Below are 16,771 nucleotides of genomic sequence, written 5' to 3'. Positions count from 1 at the left end.
AAGAGATGCCGGACGGACCTGGCGGAGTCGGCGCGCGCCGATCGTCACCGACGCGCGTCGCGCTGGCGCTGGGCAGCGGCGGGGCCCGCGGCTACGCCCACATCGGGGTGATCGACGCGCTGCGCGCGCGTGACTACGAGATCGTGGGGATCGCGGGCTCGTCGATGGGCGCGCTGGTCGGCGGTTTGGAGGCGGCCGGGCGCCTCGACGAGTTCGCCGACTGGGCGAAGTCCCTGACGCAGCGCACCATTCTGCGCCTGCTGGACTTCTCGATCAGCGCGGCCGGGGTGATGCGGGCCGAGAAAATCCTGGACGCGGTGCGCGACATCCTCGGCCCCATGGATATCGAGCGGCTGTCCATCCCCTTCACCGCGGTGGCGACCGACCTGTTGACCGGTAAGTCGGTGTGGTTCCAGCGCGGTCCGGTCGACGCGGCGATCCGTGCCTCCATCGCCATACCGGGCGTGATCGCGCCGCACGAAGTCGACGGGCGGCTGCTGGCCGACGGCGGCATCCTGGACCCGCTGCCGATGGCTCCCCTGTCGGCGATCAACGCCGACGTGACCATCGCGGTGAGCCTGTCCGGCAGCGAGGCGATCGCCAACCGGGAGGCCGAGGCCGGCGTGACCGCCGAGTGGCTGAACCGCATGGTGCGCAGCACCTCCGCGCTGCTCGACACCTCCGCGGCGCGGTCGCTGCTCGATCGGCCGACCGCGCGCGCCGTCCTGGGCAGATTCGGCGCGTCCCCCGCGGAAGCGGACGGCTGGTCGGACGGTGCGGACGTCGAGGAGCCCGCCGCCGGGGATGACGCGGCCGGCGAGCTGGCCGACGCCGCGCCCGAGGTTCCGAAGCTGGGCAGCTTCGAGGTGATGAACCGGACGATCGACATCGCCCAGGCCGCGCTGGCGCGCCATACGCTGGCGGTCTACCCGCCCGACCTGTTGATCGAGGTCCCGCGGTCGGTCTGCCGGGGACTGGAGTTCCACCGGGCGGCCGAGGTGATCGCCGTCGGCCGTGCGCTGGCCGACGAGGCCCTGGACGCTTTCGAGAACGAACGAACCGCGCCGCCCGCGACCGAAGCCTGAAACCCGCGCTGCCGCAGCGCGTTACGTCCCGGCTCGATCAGACGCCCAGGAAGCGCGCGACGCCCCGAGCTTCGCGGCGGCCCTGCTCGCGTCCCGCCAATGCCGACACGACGCGACAGGCGGGGTCCAACGGGTTGGGCCCGAAGGCCGCCAGCGAGTCGGCGTCCGCGAACACCGCGTACGTCGTGCCCGCGAAGGCGGAGATCTCCGCGGCCGGCCCGTCGCCGAACGCCGACGGCGTGTCCACGCCCGACGGCACCAGCACCACCGCCGTGTCGCAGTCGCCTGCCGCGCCGAGGTTGACCGAGCTGGCGATCCCGCCGTCCATGTAGCGGCGGCCAGCGATCGCCACGGGCGGCCACGCCCCGGGTACCGCGCAGCTGGCCGCCACCGCATCGACGAGGTCGACGCCGGATTCGCGATCGAAAACCACCAACTCGCCGGTTTCCACGTCGATCGCGGTGATCCGCAGCGCCCGATCGGGCCAGTGGTGCGACGGTAGGCGCTGGGCGATCACCTCGCGGCGCACCGGCGGCGGAACGGTTTTCGTCGCCGAAGCCACAGCCCCGATCCGCTGCATCTGTTGCCGGGTCTTGTTCAACGGATCCACAAAGGGCTCCACCAGGGCCGCCAGGAACATTTCGGTGATCTCCTCGACGTCGACCCCGGAATCGATCTCGGCCGACGATTCGGCGACCTGCCGGTCGAACAGCACGTCGAGCGTGCTGCCGGTGCCGATCTGCGCGGCGACGGCGGAGCCCGCAGACGTCCCCACCAGCACGTCCGAACCCAGCAACAAGTCGGCCACCGTCGGCGACACATCGGCGATTCCGCGCAAAACGCCTGTCTCCCAGGCTATTCCCGCTATTCCCCCACCCGCCAGCACAAGCGCTCGTCTGGTTGTCACGCCCACCCACTCTGCCAGGCCGGCATTGGGCTAGCGCCGGGCGACCGGCAGCGCGTGCTGCGATTCCTGCGCCCGCGCGCTCAGCTCCTCCCGACGCAGCAGGTGCGCGGGCGGGTCGGGCAGTATCAGACTGCGTTCGACTTGCAGCGCGGCGTCGATATGGAGCAGCTCACCCGGCTCGAGCAGCCGCCAGCGGGGGTCGTCGTCCATGCGTTCGGTGGCGAACACGACCGACGGGCGCGTGCACAGATGTTCCGACCGCGCGTGAATTCGCTTGGTGCGCAGATCGAATTTCGGGGCCTCCGTCGGCGCTTCGGCGGACCGATCCATGACGTAAAGCTCATGGGTTTCGGGATACCGCAGCGCCCACATGTCGGTCGCCGTGCTCAGTAGCACGTTGACCGCATAGATCGGCACATTGGAGGCAAGCCATTTCATCGCATCGGTCAGGCCGGCGGTCACGTCACCGTCGAGTGCCCGGATCGAGGCGGTGACCAACGCGAACACCCGCTCGGAATCGGTGTCGCCCAGGACCAGATCGTCGGTGCCGACCTCGCGGAGCCGTTCATCGAGAGCGTCCAGCCCCTCCAGCACGCCGTTGTGCGCAAAGATCCGGCCGTCCTGCAGGAACGGGTGGGTGTTGCGGACGTCGAGCGCACCGGTCGTGGCGTAACGCACGTGCGCGATGAAGGTGGTGCCGGTCAACTCGTGGGCTTCGGTGGCGAAGGCGGCGTCCTCCCAGGCCGCCATGGGTTGCTTGTCCAGCTGCGGCCGCCCGAGGCCGTCGAAGACCCCAAGGCCAGTGCCGTCCGGGTTCCTTCGGCTCTGATCGGCGAGGCTGTCCGGGGCGTCCAACAACCAGAACGTCGCCGTGCAAACGTCGGTCCCGGCATGCAGCCCGAAAAGTCGACACATGGTCTCGACGGTACCCAGCTTCAGCGGGTCAACACCTCGGCGAGGTCGATCAGCACCCGGCGTGCGTAGCGCTTCCACAGCATCCCGAAGAGCGGCAGGCCCGGTGCGGACAGGACGGATTTCGGGTAAATGGCCCAGCGCCAGGTGATCTCGGTGCCGCCAGCGGTCGGGGTAAAAAGCCACTCACCGGTGACCGAGCCGACCAGCAGCGCCATCGGACCGTGGATCTGGGTGAGCCGGTAGCCGAACGATCGCGGCGGGTCGACGCTGGTCAGGTCTTCGCGCGCGCTGCCGCCGCCGGCCAGGATGATGGTGCGGCTCTGACCCGCCGCATCCCAGGCGCCGGTCTGGCTCCGCACCTCCTTGATCGGCGGTATCGGCCCATACCACCGGCCGAAGATCTCGGGCAGCGGGATGGGCAGGGTGCCGTGAAACGCCGCGTCGGGCGCGACGGCCACCACGTGCGATTGTTCGACGACGAGGGGCTGGGGCATGAGGCTCCTTCCTGCCCTGGGTTATTCGCGGAGACTCGCCCTCAGTCCCGGGCCTCGACCACCCAGTAGCCATGCTCGGCGTAGCGCGCGCGGATGGCCTTCTTGTCGTACTTGCCGACGCTGGTGCGCGGAATCTCCTCGACGAATGCCCACCGCTCGGGCAGCCACCAGCGAACCACCTTCTCAGCGAGGAACTTTCGCAGGTCCTCGGCGCTGACGGTGGTGCCCTCCTTGGCCACCACGACGGCCAGCGGCCGCTCCTGCCACCGCTCGTCGGGCACGCCGACCACCGCGGCCTCGACCACATGTGGGTGCCCGATCAAGTTGTTCTCCAGCTCGACCGATGAGATCCACTCGCCACCGGACTTGATGACGTCCTTGGCCCGGTCGGTCAGGGTGACGAAACCCCGTTCGTCGAGCCGTCCGACGTCGCCGGTGCGCAACCAGCCGGAGTCGAACTTTGAGTCGTCGGCCGTCAGGTAGTACGAGCCGGCGATCCACGGGCCGCGGACTTCCACCTCGCCCACGGCCTCACCGTCGTTCGGCAGCACCTGGCCTTCGTCGTCGACGATCCGCATCTCCACGCCGCAAACCGGTTGGCCCTGGGTGGCGCGGAACGCCCAGTGCTGGTCCTCCGGGGTTCCCGGCGGGGGCCAGGCCATGGTGGCCATCGGGGACGTTTCCGTCATGCCCCACAATTGCCGGATCTGAACGCCGTGGTTCTCCTCGAAGGTGCGCATCAGCGACACCGGAACGGCCGAGCCCCCGCAGACCACCAGCCGCAACGACGACATGTCGTGGCCGGGTTCTTCCTCCAGCCGATGCAGGACGTCGTTCCAGATGGTGGGCACCGCGCCCGCCACGGTCGGCCGCTGGTCTTCCACCATGCGAATCAGCGACCGCGCGTCGAGGTGGCGGTCGGGCAAGACGAGGTCGGAGCCGGCCATCAGGGCGGCGTAGGGCAGGCCCCACGCGTTGGCGTGGAACATCGGCACGATCGGCAGCACACTGTCGATGGAACCCACGCCGATGCCATTGGTGGTGCAGGCCGCCATGGTGTGCAGGTAGCTCGAACGGTGGCTATAGACAACACCTTTCGGGTTTCCGGTGGTGCCGCTGGTGTAGCACATCGCGGCTGCGGACTTCTCGTCGATCTGCGGCCAGTCGAACTCGGTGGATTCCCCCGCGAGCACGTCGGCATACCGCAGCACGGTCTTGTCCGACCCCTCGAACGGGGCGATGTCACCCTCCCCCACCGCGATCACGGTGTGCACGGTCTTGAGGTCGCCCAGCACCGGGGCGAGCAGCTTGGCCAGCGACATATCGACCAGCACCACCTGGTCTTCGGCTTCGTTGGCGACGTAGGCGATCTGCTCGGCGAAGAGGCGGATGTTGAGGGTGTGCAACACGGCGCCCATCGACGGCACCGCGAGGTAGGTGGTCAGGTGTTCGGCGTTGTTCCACATGAACGTCGCCACCCGCTGGTCCCCGTCGATGCCGAGGCGGCGCAATCCGTTCGCCAGCCGAGCGGCGTCGTGACCGAGTTCGCGGTAGCTGATCTGCCGATAGCCATCATCGGTGGCGGTGGTGACCGTGCGCTCGCCGTGCAGACCGCAGCCGTGCCGCATGATCGCGGTGATCGTCAACGGAAAGTCCTGCATCGTGCTGTCCATTGAGGTACCGCCTTTGGATCCCGGCGCAGCGTTCGCCTGATATCAACCGTCGAGACGCGGCGTGGCCGCATCCCGGGCCGGAGGCGATGAGCCGCCGCCGGCAGCCTCCACCCTAAGCCCGAGTTCGGCGCCGGCGTCGGCGATCACCCTAGGCGAGTACGGGTTCCCGCTGAGCCAGTGCGGGCAGCCGAGCGGTCGATGCCTCAGCCGGTCCCCCGCCCGCGGCGATCGGCACGACGGTGACCACTCCGGAATGACCGGCGATGTAGAGGTACCTGCCGTCGGAGCTCTCGACCACGCAGGACGGGCCGTTCGCCGCCGCGATGTCGCCGATGACGTCGTGGGTTCGCGTGCAGACCACGGCGACGTGGTCGTCGCTGACCAGGTAGGCGCGGCGGCCGTCGCGGCTGAGCGACAAACGAGTGAGCGGACCGGCGAGCTCGCTGAGCTTGCGGGTCCCGGTGATCTTGCGGGCCCGGGTGTCGATGACGTCGAGCACCGCGCCGACGACGGGGCCACAACTGGCCACATAGGCCGTGGCGCCGTCGTCGCTCAGCGCGACGTCGCGGATCGGCAAACCCAGCTCGTAGGCGCCGACGATGTCGGCCCGCGACCCAGTTTCGATGACGACGAGCTCGCCACCGGACGGCCCGTTGGTGGCCGCGTACAGGTGGCGTCCGTCGGGGCTGAGGCGCACGCAGTCCGCGGTCGTGCCGGGCGTGGCGGCGAGTTCGATCACCTGCAAGTCGTCCGTGGTGGGGTCCACGACCGAAACATCGGCGCCGTGGGCGCCGTTCCGGCTGGCGTAAACGAACCTCCCGTCGGCACTCACGGTCAGATCGCTCACGCTGTCGGCCAGCGGATGGGTCGCGATTCGCGCGTTCGTGGTGAGGTCGACGACGTCGATGGAGTCATAGGAGAAGGACGCGGTGCTGATGTAGGCGCGGGGGGAGGCCCCGCCGCTCATGGCTATCGCGAACGGTTCGTTGACGCCGATGGTCTGCACCACCCGACGCGCGTCGGTGTCGATGATCGATATCGTGTCGCGGCCGTGATTCGCCACCACCAGCCGAGTGCCGTCGGGGCTGACGCCGATGTCGCTGATCGGACCGTTTCGCACCGGGATGTGGACGACCGGGGCGTCGTCGAACCTGAACACCCGCTCGTCTCGATCGTCCTGGAAGGCCTTGCGGTCGTTTACACCGCTCACGCTGCACCGCCTTTGCTATGTTGTCGGCGCGGAGGCGAACTCGCCGGGACTTGCGCGACAATTCGGCCGCCGGATCCAGGAGGATCTCAGCACCGAAAGGCGCTGACGCGACTGGTTTTGCGAGTCTACCGGCCGAAAATCGCGTCAAAACTAATGAAGTCCCCCGACGTTAGCTACGTCACCCCGCGCACTCAGGTTCTGCTCAGGCTTTCAATTACGCTGTATCGCAGTCGCTTACCCGTAGCGAAACTGACGCAAACGCGCTTCCGGCGGATTTCGCGTTCGTCGCTAACGTCCCCGGTCAGCGCGGTGGAGTTGTCCGGATTAAGAAATTCTCAGGGTCCGGGCGCGAAGAGGGAAAGATCACACCGCGTCGGCTAACTGAATTGGGTGCGTGGCCGGGGCAGTGCACCCCCGTCGACGAAGATGTCCAGCTTTTCGTTGTAAAACGCCACCAGACCGGCGATCTGGCCGACCGCGGGCAACGGGTAGTGATACGTCCAGGCCAGGTCCGGATGCAGGGCATCACCCGACCGTACCGACCAGTAACCCGACGTGACGCCCTTGTACGGGCACAGCGTCTGCGTGGAGCTGGGTTCCAGATGCGCGAACGCGATGTCAGTCGGGTCGATGTAATACCTTGTGGGCAAACCAGTTTCGAACAGCAGAACCGGAGACCTGGTGTCGGCCAGCACTATTCCGTCCAGCTCCACCCGAACATGTCGGTGTGAGCGCAGCGCGTCAACCCGCGAATACGGATTGCGCGGGTGGCCGTAGATGGGTTCGTCTTCCTCGAACCACCGCAACGGATTCCATTCGAATCGGACCATTCCGGCCACCGAGCCGCCACCGTCGGTATCGAACACGCGCGCGGCCGACGGATGGGCCTCCCCGGCACCCACTAGGGAGTGTAACCGCGACGGACCGAATTGCACTTTCTGCGAATGGTTTTCGTCGTGCAGGAACTCCGCACGGACATCGGCCAGCGGGATGTAGTACTGCGGGTAGTACGGGACCTCCCACACATACAGGGCCGCCGTGGTGTCGAAGACCAGCGCGTCCCCGAGGTAGCCACGCACCCGGCGCGGCGCGGGCTCGACCCTGCCGCGCTCAGCGGCCATCTGCGGGTAGCCCCGGTCGGCGGTCACGCCTGGTCCTTGGACGCGAGCCCGGCCGGCGCATGGGCGATCGCCTTGCGGATGGCGTCGGCCAGCGCGAGCGCGCTCTCCTCGGTGAGTTCCAGCGCCACCCGCGCCGACGGCCCGAGTTCGGGGTTGATCACGTCGATGTTGACGGTGTGGCCGTAGGGCGCGTGGACGGGGTGATCGACGTAGACCGTCGCGCGGCTGGCGCCGAACCACCCCGTGGCGCCCTTGCCGCTGCCGTCGATTCCGACGTGTTCGGTGAGATAGGTGCACATGGGGGGCGGAACCTAACCTTTCAGCTGGGCGGCGAAGAAGTCGTCGATGCGCCGCCAGCCGTCCACGGCCGCCTCCGGCCGGTAGGCGGGCCGGTCGACGGAGAAGAACGAGTGCCCCGCGCCCTGGTAGGAGTGGAACTCGTGCGGCTTGTTCAGCCTCGTCAGCTCCTCGTCCAGGGCGGCCACCGCGGGCGGCGCCGGGAAGCGGTCGTCGAGCCCGAACAGGCCGAGTAGCGGGCAGCTCAGGTTCGGCGCCAGCTGCAGGATCGGCTTCATGGCCTTGGGCATGCCCTCCGGCGGATCCTCGACGATGAACGCGCCGTAGCAGTCCACCGCGGCGTCGAACGGCAGCGAGCACGCCGCCAGGTAGGCGTGCCGCCCGCCCGAGCAGTGCCCGATGACGCCGAACTTGCCATTGGCCCCCGGCAGGGAACGCAGGTGCTCGACCGCACCCGCGACATCGCCGACCAGCCGCTCGTCGGGCACACCGCCGGCGGCCCGTGCCGCCGCCGCCGCGTCGTCGGGCGACGCACCGGGTGCCTCGCGCGAATAGAGGTTCGGGGCCACGGCGTGGTAACCGCTGACGGCGAGTCGACGGACGAACTCCTTGGTTTCGCGGTCGTAGCCGGGCATGTGATGGATCCACACGACTCCGCCGCGCGACCCCTCGGCGAGCGGCATGGCCCGGTACGCCTCAATCTCGTCGCCGCCGTGGCCGGTGATGGTGATGGTTTCCGCCCGGATGGCGTCTGGGCTGAGCGCGTTCATCGCAACTCCTTTGGGGCTCCGTGGTTGGCCGCAACCAACGTATCGGACACCCTCGCGCGTTCAGCGCCGTTTGTCGCGCACCTTGTAGGTCGAGGGCCACGACTTGCGGGACTCATCCCCGGTCAACGGGGTGCCCATGCCCCCGACCTTGACGTTGTAGGCCTCCTTGCCGGGGCCGACCTCCCGGTTCGCGTGTTCCTGGGCGAGGAAGTACAGCTCGTCGATGGTGGCCTCGTCGTACGCGACGAACGAGGTTTCTCGCGCGACATCGTCGATGCCGGCCAGCATCCGCTCGGGCAGGAACCGCGATGCCAGTGCCGCCAGGGCCAATAGCGTGAACGGGATAAGCCAGTAACACACGTACGACAACGGGGTCTTGGTGTCCAGGGTGGTGGCGTCACCGCGCACGATCGGCGGGATCGCCGACGACACCGTCATGCCCGTCGCCGTTCCCACCCAGATCCAGCTCAGGACGCTGACGACCCTTCCGAATAGCTCGGTCTTGGTGACGTCGGCGGGTTGTTCCGCGGCCACGAACGCGCGCACGAACGGCTTGCCGGTCAGCGTTCCGGCCAGGGTCACCACGAGGAACCCGGCGACGCTGAGCGGCAGCATCCACCGCTGGGCGAACCACTCATCCCGCGCGAAAGTCAGACCGGTGAGCACCACAAATACGGCGGCAGAACCGATTTCGAACGTCCGCTCGGGTTTGCCGGTGAGGCTCCCGACCACCATCGCAATGGCTGCGATCGCCAGCCCCGCCAACGCCGAGGCAGGGAACGGGACGTTACCGACCAGCACCCAGTAAGCGATCCACGGCGCAAGACCAGACAGCATGCCCACGAGTGGCCAGTGTATGAGTGGCGGTTCCACGCGCCGTCAGCGGCAGGCCCAAAATTTGGTCCGCAGAGCCAAGACGTGAATGGTGCGGCCCCTCCCCTCGCTGTGATCGCCGCGCCACCAAGGGTTTCCCGACGCGCCGCCGCGGGCAGGAGAGGGCTTATGACCCTTGGCGTCAGCGCCCATCTGGGTCAAGGTTGAGGCCATGGAACGCGCGGCGACACCGGCCGAAGGCGTGGTGGCGGTCGGCGCATCCGCCGGCGGCATCGAAGCGCTGTGCGAGTTGGCGGCGGGGATGCCGCCGGATTTCCCGTTCGCCGTCATGATCGTCATCCACATGAGCCGGGGCGGGCCTTCCCTGCTGGCCCAGATTCTCGACCGAAGCGGCCCGTTGCCGGCGTTCGCGGCGGTCGACGGCGCTGTCCTGGAGGCCGGGCGGATATACGCCGCCGTACCCGACCACCATCTGCTGGCCCGCGACCACCGGGTGGCGCTGGCGGATGGCCCGTGGGAGAGCGGTCGACGACCGGGGATCGACGCGCTTTTCCGGTCCGTCGCGCTGGACTACGGCCCGCGCGCCATCGGTGTCCTGATGTCGGGACTGCTTGACGACGGCGTCGCCGGGCTGCGCGCGATCAAGGCCAAAGGAGGAATCACCGTGGTTCAGGAACCGACTGACGCTCTGTTTCCCGACCTGCCGAAGAACGCCATGAGGGCCGGCGTGGCGGATCACACCGCGACGGCCAAGGAGATCGGTAGCTTGCTGGCGCAGCTGGCCGATCGCGACGTCGAAGAGCCGGCGGCCGACCCGGACGGTCAACTCGAGCTGGAGAATCAGATCGCGATGGACAGCCAGTTCGCCGCGTCCGTGGGTATCGAGGATCTGGGGCCGCCGACCGGGTACACCTGCCCGAGCTGCAACGGCGCTCTGATCGCCGTTAACGACAACGGATACCGCTGCCAGGTCGGTCACGCGTGGACGGCCCAGTCGCTGCTGGTCGCTTACGGCGACGAGCTTGAGGCGGCGGTTTGGGCGGCGATCCGCAACTTGAAGGACACGGCGCGACTGTCCCGCACCCTGGCCGAAAACGCCGAGAGCGCAGCGGATTTGGAAGGCTACACCGCAACGGCCAACCGGGCCGCACACGCGATTGTTGCGTTGCGTCAGGGTCTTCTGACGGCAAAGGCCGACAACTAACGGGATGGGTTGGTGTTCAACGCCATCGCCAGAAAATCGAGGCGCCACAGCGACTGGAACAGCGTGCGCCCGAATTCCCTTACCAGAAGGGCGTTTTCCGGACCGACGTCGCCGCGCTGTGCCACGGACTCGATGATCTCCCGGATCGCGCGACGGCCGTCGACCAGCTGAACGAACGGCAGCTGAGCCGGGTTGAGCTTCAGCTTCGTGCCGGGCAAATGGATCTCGTCGCCGGACAGCAGGCAGGCCGTCCGCAGTAGCGGAACGTAGTCAAGCGCCCCGTCCGTCGAGAAATCGATTGCGTAATGCTCTTTCGGACGTTCCGGGCGGCAGGCGATGAAGAAGTGGGTGGCATTCGCCGGCTGCAGCCGTTCCATCACGGACCAGAGTTTGATGTCGGGTAGTTGGTTCAGCATCGCCTGGAACTGGCTCGCCGGCGCGACGAAGGCGTGCGGATAGTACGGCGTTTTGTGAAACCAGCCCTGGAATGCCAGTCCAGCGGAGCTGACGAGGTCCAGGCATTCTTCGACGGTGTAAGTGCGCTGGCGACTGTGCAGGAAGGTGTCGACCAGGGCACCGTCGGACAGCAGGTCGCGGGCGCCGTTCAGGTAGGGGCGAACCGGGTGGTCGGCGGGCAGCACCGCGATCGCCTCTTTGACCATTTGGACCGAAGTGTCATCCTGCTTCAGCCCGAGGTCGCGGAACGCCGATTCGAGCATGTCGACCCCGATCCGGCCGTACTTCGCGTAAAGCATGACGCCGAGCGCCCCATCAGTGCGCAGGCAGCCGCCAAGCGCTTTGAGCCCGGCCAGTGGGTCCGCCATGTGGTGCAAGACGCCGGTGGACACGATGAGGTCGAAGTCGCGGGACAGCGTCGACACCTCTTCGATGGGAAGCAAATGCAATTCCAGGTTGTCCAGGCCGTGCTCGTCCTTCAAATACTGCTGGTGCTTCAGCGCTGACCGGCTGACGTCGATCGCGATCACCTTGGCGGCGCGATTCATGAAGGCGAAAACGGCCGCCTGGAAGGTGCCGCAACCCGCGATGAGAATGTCGAGGTCCGGCTTGTACTCCCGGTCAGGCCAAAGGACGCGGTGCGCCCAAAATGGATCGAACCAATCCCAGTGATTCTTGGTCCACGCCGCGAGATCGGCTACCGGGGGCGGATACTCCCACCGATCGTATTGACGGGAGACACCGTCACCCCGCGGATCGTCGGTCACTTCGGCGCGGCTCCTTCGCGGTGGGGTCGCGACCAACTTACTGCGCCTCGCGTCGTTGGGCTTGCCGACGGCATGCCTCCGCGTTCACATCAGCGGCGGACCCGGGATCAGCCAGATCAGCGAACTGTCCATCTGCCCCCGGTACTGCGGGCAGTAGGCGGCCACGGAGAGGCCAACGAAGTAGCCGGATTCCCTCCTCGTGAGATCGGTATCGCGCATCACCTTCAACGCCAGAACGCTCGCATTCGCGTTGTTGTCGAATCCCGTGCACACCCGGTGGGCCATCGCGATCGCGGTGTCGCTGTCACGCACTTCGATCCCGTAGTTCACCAACGACGCGATGAAAGCATCATCGACTGGATCTGCTGATGCTGACGCCGAGGAGAACGGCACGGCGGCCAACAGCGGGACAGCACAGATCGCCAACCACTTCCCGAGACGACCGTCCATACCCTCTGCGGTCTCCTTCTGCGCGTCGGAAACGATCAACTCGGCGTCGACAGAGGCACCTTCGCGGCGCTCACAGCCTGCTCGGTCTGTCCGTTCGTCTCCGGCGCGCTTACCGCTCGCATGTCGAGGGGTTGGGTACGCCATCCGGCGTAACCGAGGGCGGCGCTGATCGCGGTATAGACAACGGCCTCCGTCCACATGAAGCCGACGCCCCATTTCCTTCCGAGGAAGATGGGCTCGTCGATGATGCCGGCGGATGCGGCGATGGCGTAACCCGCGTGCGCATAGGCGATTCCGGCGAACGCTCCGCAGAAGAATTTGCTCACTTCGCGATTCATTTCCTCGTCCTCTCTCGGTTGCCGCAAGTCGTGTGATCTCACTGTGGTCCTGCCCTCGAGCTGGAGGTAGGGGCCAAGGTCCTCCCGCGTCGGACCCTTTGTCGCTTCTCCCACACAGCGCGCCGGCAGGCAGGAGCGGCCGGAGCGGACCTATCCCTGCCCGTTGACGATGCGATCGCGGACGGCGGTGGCGGTCGAGAGATGCCCCTCCGCAGAGTTCATGAACTCACCCGCGTGCCGGGCCTCGTTCGCATCGTTGTCCTCGACCGCGGCGACGCAGAAGTGGGACGCGGCGTCGAAATCATCGAGACTGGCTTGCAGTGCGTCGGTGAGTTCTTTGTCGGGGGAAGGCAGATGGCCCTGGAGGAAACTTGCCGCGTCATGGCCCTCGTGGCAGGCCGCTCCCAGACTGGCGTAGTCCTTATTGCCGATGGCATAGGTGGCCTTGCCCATGGCGATACCCAGGTCTTGCATGTGGTCCTCGGTCAGTTGGACCCATCCGCGCACGACCTGAGCGTGCGGCGTTGTGGTTGTGGTCCCGCTGCCGCTGGTGTGTGTTCGTGGCGAGCAGCCGGCGACGAGAAGCACCACCGCGGCGCCCACGATGGCTTGCTTGATCACCGTTGGCCTCCTAAACCCTGTGAACGGTGATCCTTCGCCCCGACCGCGCCCGGCCGACAGGGCACAAAGGCTCTACGTCCACGAGCAGGATGGCCGCGATTCGATCGTGGGCTCAGCGGCGGGGAAACAGGCCGTGGGTGGCGGCTGGCGATTCTCGCACCGTGTGTTCTGACGTGCGCGCACGCCGGTGCCCCCAGTCGGACTCGAACCGACACTGTGCGGATTTTAAGTCCGCTGCCTCTGCCAATTGGGCTATGGGGGCCCGGCGGCGAATGTAGCGCGCCGACGCCGAATCCGGGACATCGCGTCGGTCTCGAAATAGGCGAAATTCGCAAGATGCGCCGCGAGAGCGCCTCAGCTAGGATCCGCGCCCGCGCCGCTTAACCACGGTTTTCCTTTAGGTAACAGATGACACCGCTATGTCGGCCAACGGGGAAGTGTTAAAACTGCCGACCTCATCGTTAAGAAGCCGTAAACGGCTGTAACCCTGCCCCTTTCGGCCGGGAACGTGGACTTGGGGGTCGTTAGTGTTACGCCAACGCACAGGGGCCGTTACGCGAACACTCAGGGTCGATCCACCGCATGGGGGTCGGCCGTTCCGAACAGTAGGGAGCAATCGATGGCATTTTTGACGACACAGACAGAAGAGATGCTAGCTGCGGAGGCGTTGCTATCGGGCATCAATACAAACCTGGCGGCGCAGAACGCGGGCGCCGCGCCGGCGACGACCGTGCTCGCTCCGGCCGCCGCGGATCCGGTGTCGATCCAGCAGGCGGCGATCTTCTCGACGTACGGCACCCAGTACCAGGCGATCGCAACAGAGGCACAGGCCCTGTTGGAGAATTACGCGCAAACCCTGGGGATCAGCTCCGGCAGCTACGGCGACACCGAGGCCGTCAACGCGAGCCAGGCCGCGCTGTCGAGCGCCGCTTCTCCGCTCGCCGCCGCCGCTACCACGCCGTCGAACACTCCGCTCGACTACCTCGCGTGGCTGCTCGGTAGCACCGGCAACGGCACCAACCCGAACATGTTGGGCGGGATCTTCGGCCTCTCGAGCAATGGCGCCAATATCGGCAACATCGGCTTCGGCAACTGGGCCTCCGCCGGTTCGGACCTGCTGGGTCTGGCCGGTGGCGGACTGCTGGACACGTCCGCGGCCGACGCCGCCGGATCGGCCGCCGACGCGGCGGGGCTCGCCGATGTCACGACGCCCATGGCCGGTGGTGGCATGGCCGGGATGGGCGCCATGCCGGTGGCCTCGGTGGGGTCAGCGACCATGGTCAACAACCTGTCGGTGCCGCCGAGTTGGGCGGGCGCGGCCACTCCGGTGGCTGGCACCAGCGCCGCACCGCTGCAGACGGTGGGCTGGACCGCCGCCGCGCCGCAGGCCGGCACCGGGACCATCATCCCGGGCATGCCGGGCATGGGCGCCGCGGCGCGGAACAGCGCCGGCTTCGGCGCCCCGCGCTACGGCGTCAAGCCGATCGTCATGCCGAAACCGGCGACCGTCTAGTCCTCGTCGCATCCCTCGAAAACCTCATATTTCTAAAGACAAAGGAGCGGGAAACACAAATGGTTCTTGACTTTGCAGCAATTCCACCGGAGGTCACCTCCTCCCTCATGTACGCGGGCGCGGGCGCCGGGCCGCTGATGGCCGCCGCGGCCTCATACGCCAACCTGGCCGCCGAGGTGAGCGCTACCGCAACCCAATGGGAGTCGATCATCTCGTTGCTCACCACCGAAAACTGGACCGGCGGCGGATCGGCGGCGGCAGCGGCCGCGGCCCAGCCGATCATCACCTATCTCACCGAGACGGCGACGACGCTCGAGCAGGCTAGCGCGCAAGCCACAGCTTCGGCGGCTGCTTACGAGGCCGCGTTTGCGGCCACGGTTCCCCCGCCGGTGATCGCGGCCAACCGGACGTTGCTGGCGACACTCGTCGCGACCAACTTCCTCGGGGTCAATTCGGCCGCGATCGCCGCGACCGAAGCGCAGTACGCCGCGATGTGGGCTCAGGATGCCGCCATGATGGCCGCCTACCAGGCCGCGTCAGCTGCGGCGGGGGCACTGACTCCAGTGACGCCGCTGGCGTCGACCACAAACCCCGCGGCCGCCGCGGCGGCGGACAGCACCGCACTTGCCGCTGACTCGACGGGCGGCACGATCCAGGCGCTGGCTCCCGTTTCCAATGCGGCAGCCCTGGCCGCCCCGACCCTGCCCTTCCAGACCACGGGAATCTTGTCCTCAATTGACAACTTCCTGGGCACGCCATCCGTTTTGAATGGCATCAACGGCGCCGTCAACACCGCAGCATGGTGGGTCTGCAACACCATCCCGACGGCGGTCTCCCTGGGGCACACCTTGGGTTCCGTCCCGTCGATCCCGTTCGCCCTCACCGACTCCGTCACGCCGCTCGCCGGTGGAATGGTGCAGGGCACCATGGTGGGCTCGGTGTCGGGTGCGGGAGCGTCGGCCGCGCTGGGCGAGGCCTCCGCGGTCGGCGGGCTGTCGGTGCCGGCCGGCTGGAATGCGGCCGCCCCGGCGTCGTTGGCATCCTCCACCGCTCCCCTCGAGGGCTCGGGGTGGACGGCGGCGGCCGAGGCCGAACCGGTTACGGCAATGCCCGGCATGCCGGGGATGGCCGCGGCCGCCAAGGGCGCCGGCGCCTACGGTTCCGGACCGCGGTACGGCTTCAAGCCGATCGTCATGCCCAAGCAGGTTGTCGTCTGATGCCGGGGATACCGGTACGGGAAATAAGGGGGTCCATGTCACCCGTTTGAGGCGATCAGTTAACCGGCAGGCCGTAATCTATCCATAACGCGGCCACCACCGCATCAATTAGAACTGTTAAGACTTCGACACTGAAGGCTTGAAGGAAAAGGAGAAAGCAACATGGCAACACGTTTCATGACTGACCCGCACGAAATGCGGGCGATGGCGGGCCGCTTCGAGGTGCACGCCCAGACGGTTGAGGACGAGGCTCGCAAGATGTGGGCATCCTCGATGAACATCGCCGGCTCGGGCTGGAGCGGTCAGGCGCAGGCCACCTCGTACGACACCATGGGCCAGGTCAACCAGGCCTTCCGCAACATCGTCAACATGCTCCACGGAGTGCGGGACGGACTGATCCGCGACGCGAACAACTACGAGCAGCAAGAGCAGGCCTCGCAGCAGATCTTGGGCAGCTAACACTCGAAACCCGCTGTCTTCCAACACTTTAAGGAGCCAAGCAAATGACCATTAACTACCAGTTCGGCGATGTCGACGCCCACGGTGCCTTGATCCGCGCCCAGGCCGCGTCTCTGGAGGCTGAGCACCAGGCCATCGTTCGCGATGTGCTTGCGGCGGGTGACTTCTGGGGCGGTGCCGGTTCGGTGGCCTGCCAGGAGTTCATCACCCAGTTGGGTCGCAACTTCCAGGTGATCTACGAGCAGGCCAACGCCCACGGGCAGAAGGTGCAGAGCGCCGGCAGCAACATGGCCAGCACCGACAGCGCCGTTGGGTCCAGCTGGGCCTGACACCGCGTTTCACCCGAAAGGGCCCGCACACCGTGGTGTGCGGGCCCTTATCGTTTCGAATGCCTTGCGGCCCCGGCTTATCCGGCCACCGGCGAACGCGGGATGAGCGAG

19 protein-coding genes and 1 tRNA gene are annotated in these 16,771 nt (G+C 67.2%); 6 read left to right on the top strand and 14 right to left on the bottom strand.

Going from position 1 to position 16,771, the window contains the following annotated elements; all coding sequences use genetic code 11:
* The first annotated feature begins 5 nt into the window (after window positions 1–5).
* Window positions 6–1,085, top strand: a complete 1,080-nt coding sequence (locus tag A5697_RS24145) for a patatin-like phospholipase family protein (RefSeq protein WP_068012280.1) — start codon at window positions 6–8, stop codon at window positions 1,083–1,085.
* A gap of 37 nt (window positions 1,086–1,122) precedes the next feature.
* Here A5697_RS24145 and A5697_RS24140 read toward each other — a convergent pair whose 3' ends face one another.
* The 9 genes from A5697_RS24140 to A5697_RS24100 all read right to left on the bottom strand — a co-directional run bounded on the left by A5697_RS24140 (window position 1,123) and on the right by A5697_RS24100 (window position 9,315).
* Window positions 1,123–1,992, bottom strand: a complete 870-nt coding sequence (locus A5697_RS24140; RefSeq protein WP_068012279.1) for a patatin-like phospholipase family protein — start codon at window positions 1,990–1,992, stop codon at window positions 1,123–1,125.
* Between the two features lie 30 nt (window positions 1,993–2,022).
* Window positions 2,023–2,907, bottom strand: a complete 885-nt coding sequence (locus A5697_RS24135) for a class II glutamine amidotransferase (RefSeq protein WP_068012273.1) — start codon at window positions 2,905–2,907, stop codon at window positions 2,023–2,025.
* 20 nt (window positions 2,908–2,927) lie between these two features.
* A complete protein-coding gene (locus tag A5697_RS24130; protein WP_068012272.1) occupies window positions 2,928–3,401 on the bottom strand; it encodes an SRPBCC family protein in 474 nt (157 codons plus the stop codon).
* 41 nt (window positions 3,402–3,442) lie between these two features.
* The gene (locus A5697_RS24125; RefSeq protein WP_068012271.1) at window positions 3,443–5,074 is read right to left on the bottom strand and encodes a long-chain fatty acid--CoA ligase; all 1,632 of its coding nucleotides are present in this window, start codon (window positions 5,072–5,074) and stop codon (window positions 3,443–3,445) included.
* A gap of 148 nt (window positions 5,075–5,222) precedes the next feature.
* Complete coding sequence (locus A5697_RS24120) at window positions 5,223–6,284, bottom strand: YncE family protein (protein WP_068012270.1); 1,062 nt, start codon at window positions 6,282–6,284, stop codon at window positions 5,223–5,225.
* A 377-nt stretch (window positions 6,285–6,661) separates the two neighbouring features.
* Window positions 6,662–7,405: a DUF427 domain-containing protein gene (locus tag A5697_RS24115; RefSeq protein ID WP_369806150.1), complete on the bottom strand. Its 744-nt coding sequence runs from the start codon at window positions 7,403–7,405 to the stop codon at window positions 6,662–6,664.
* A 23-nt stretch (window positions 7,406–7,428) separates the two neighbouring features.
* Window positions 7,429–7,704: a DUF6295 family protein gene (locus A5697_RS24110; protein ID WP_067945019.1), complete on the bottom strand. Its 276-nt coding sequence runs from the start codon at window positions 7,702–7,704 to the stop codon at window positions 7,429–7,431.
* Between the two features lie 12 nt (window positions 7,705–7,716).
* Entirely contained in the window at window positions 7,717–8,472 is a 756-nt protein-coding gene (locus tag A5697_RS24105) for a dienelactone hydrolase family protein (protein WP_068012268.1), read from the bottom strand.
* Window positions 8,473–8,532: 60 nt separating this feature from the next.
* On the bottom strand, window positions 8,533–9,315 hold the full coding sequence (locus A5697_RS24100) for a hypothetical protein (RefSeq protein ID WP_067945016.1): 783 nt from the start codon (window positions 9,313–9,315) through the stop codon (window positions 8,533–8,535).
* Between the two features lie 202 nt (window positions 9,316–9,517).
* On the opposite strand from A5697_RS24100, the gene A5697_RS24095 reads away from it, so the two are divergent.
* The gene (locus A5697_RS24095) at window positions 9,518–10,510 is read left to right on the top strand and encodes a chemotaxis protein CheB (RefSeq protein ID WP_067945027.1); all 993 of its coding nucleotides are present in this window, start codon (window positions 9,518–9,520) and stop codon (window positions 10,508–10,510) included.
* On the opposite strand, the gene A5697_RS24090 is transcribed toward A5697_RS24095, so the two are convergent.
* From A5697_RS24090 to A5697_RS24070, 5 genes are all read right to left on the bottom strand, one after another.
* A complete protein-coding gene (locus tag A5697_RS24090) occupies window positions 10,507–11,733 on the bottom strand; it encodes a methyltransferase (RefSeq protein ID WP_068012267.1) in 1,227 nt (408 codons plus the stop codon). The two genes, A5697_RS24095 and A5697_RS24090, sit on opposite strands and share 4 nt — an antisense overlap.
* An 84-nt stretch (window positions 11,734–11,817) precedes the next feature.
* The gene (locus tag A5697_RS24085; RefSeq protein WP_067945013.1) at window positions 11,818–12,183 is read right to left on the bottom strand and encodes a DUF732 domain-containing protein; all 366 of its coding nucleotides are present in this window, start codon (window positions 12,181–12,183) and stop codon (window positions 11,818–11,820) included.
* 35 nt (window positions 12,184–12,218) lie between these two features.
* Window positions 12,219–12,521 carry a hypothetical protein gene (locus A5697_RS24080; RefSeq protein ID WP_067945010.1) on the bottom strand — a complete coding sequence of 101 codons (303 nt, stop codon included), beginning with the start codon at window positions 12,519–12,521 and terminating at the stop codon, window positions 12,219–12,221.
* Window positions 12,522–12,671: 150 nt separating this feature from the next.
* Window positions 12,672–13,142, bottom strand: coding sequence for a hypothetical protein (locus tag A5697_RS24075; protein WP_068012266.1), 471 nt, complete (start codon window positions 13,140–13,142; stop codon window positions 12,672–12,674).
* Between the two features lie 188 nt (window positions 13,143–13,330).
* Window positions 13,331–13,404 (bottom strand) — tRNA-Leu (locus A5697_RS24070).
* Between the two features lie 357 nt (window positions 13,405–13,761).
* Here A5697_RS24070 and A5697_RS24065 point away from each other — a divergent pair.
* From A5697_RS24065 to A5697_RS24050, 4 genes are all read left to right on the top strand, one after another.
* Window positions 13,762–14,655 carry a PE domain-containing protein gene (locus tag A5697_RS24065; RefSeq protein ID WP_068012265.1) on the top strand — a complete coding sequence of 298 codons (894 nt, stop codon included), beginning with the start codon at window positions 13,762–13,764 and terminating at the stop codon, window positions 14,653–14,655.
* A 59-nt stretch (window positions 14,656–14,714) separates the two neighbouring features.
* Complete coding sequence (locus tag A5697_RS24060) at window positions 14,715–15,872, top strand: PPE family protein (RefSeq protein WP_068012264.1); 1,158 nt, start codon at window positions 14,715–14,717, stop codon at window positions 15,870–15,872.
* A 162-nt stretch (window positions 15,873–16,034) separates the two neighbouring features.
* A complete protein-coding gene (locus tag A5697_RS24055) occupies window positions 16,035–16,331 on the top strand; it encodes a WXG100 family type VII secretion target (protein ID WP_007771418.1) in 297 nt (98 codons plus the stop codon).
* A gap of 44 nt (window positions 16,332–16,375) precedes the next feature.
* A complete protein-coding gene (locus tag A5697_RS24050; protein WP_046182844.1) occupies window positions 16,376–16,660 on the top strand; it encodes a WXG100 family type VII secretion target in 285 nt (94 codons plus the stop codon).
* The last annotated feature ends 111 nt before the right edge of the window (window positions 16,661–16,771 follow it).

This window comes from Mycobacterium sp. E3251 (assembly GCF_001666835.1).
Classification (GTDB): Bacteria; Actinomycetota; Actinomycetes; order Mycobacteriales; family Mycobacteriaceae; genus Mycobacterium.
Note: the sequence above shows the minus strand (reverse complement) of the source record. Positions and strands in the feature narration are given on the sequence as shown.

Excerpts from the sequence above, each read along its gene's own strand:
- A5697_RS24080 (WP_067945010.1), bottom strand. The coding sequence starts at position 12,521 with ATGAATCGCGAAGTGAGCAAATTCTTCTGCGGAGCGTTCGCCGGAATC.
- A5697_RS24065 (WP_068012265.1), top strand. The coding sequence starts at position 13,762 with ATGGCATTTTTGACGACACAGACAGAAGAGATGCTAGCTGCGGAGGCG.
- A5697_RS24115 (WP_369806150.1), bottom strand. The coding sequence starts at position 7,405 with ATGGCCGCTGAGCGCGGCAGGGTCGAGCCCGCGCCGCGCCGGGTGCGT.
- A5697_RS24145 (WP_068012280.1), top strand. The coding sequence starts at position 6 with ATGCCGGACGGACCTGGCGGAGTCGGCGCGCGCCGATCGTCACCGACG.
- A5697_RS24110 (WP_067945019.1), bottom strand. The coding sequence starts at position 7,704 with ATGTGCACCTATCTCACCGAACACGTCGGAATCGACGGCAGCGGCAAG.
- A5697_RS24050 (WP_046182844.1), top strand. The coding sequence starts at position 16,376 with ATGACCATTAACTACCAGTTCGGCGATGTCGACGCCCACGGTGCCTTG.
- A5697_RS24105 (WP_068012268.1), bottom strand. The coding sequence starts at position 8,472 with ATGAACGCGCTCAGCCCAGACGCCATCCGGGCGGAAACCATCACCATC.
- A5697_RS24085 (WP_067945013.1), bottom strand. The coding sequence starts at position 12,183 with ATGGACGGTCGTCTCGGGAAGTGGTTGGCGATCTGTGCTGTCCCGCTG.
- A5697_RS24130 (WP_068012272.1), bottom strand. The coding sequence starts at position 3,401 with ATGCCCCAGCCCCTCGTCGTCGAACAATCGCACGTGGTGGCCGTCGCG.
- A5697_RS24095 (WP_067945027.1), top strand. The coding sequence starts at position 9,518 with ATGGAACGCGCGGCGACACCGGCCGAAGGCGTGGTGGCGGTCGGCGCA.
- A5697_RS24125 (WP_068012271.1), bottom strand. The coding sequence starts at position 5,074 with ATGGACAGCACGATGCAGGACTTTCCGTTGACGATCACCGCGATCATG.
- A5697_RS24055 (WP_007771418.1), top strand. The coding sequence starts at position 16,035 with ATGGCAACACGTTTCATGACTGACCCGCACGAAATGCGGGCGATGGCG.
- A5697_RS24060 (WP_068012264.1), top strand. The coding sequence starts at position 14,715 with ATGGTTCTTGACTTTGCAGCAATTCCACCGGAGGTCACCTCCTCCCTC.
- A5697_RS24135 (WP_068012273.1), bottom strand. The coding sequence starts at position 2,907 with ATGTGTCGACTTTTCGGGCTGCATGCCGGGACCGACGTTTGCACGGCG.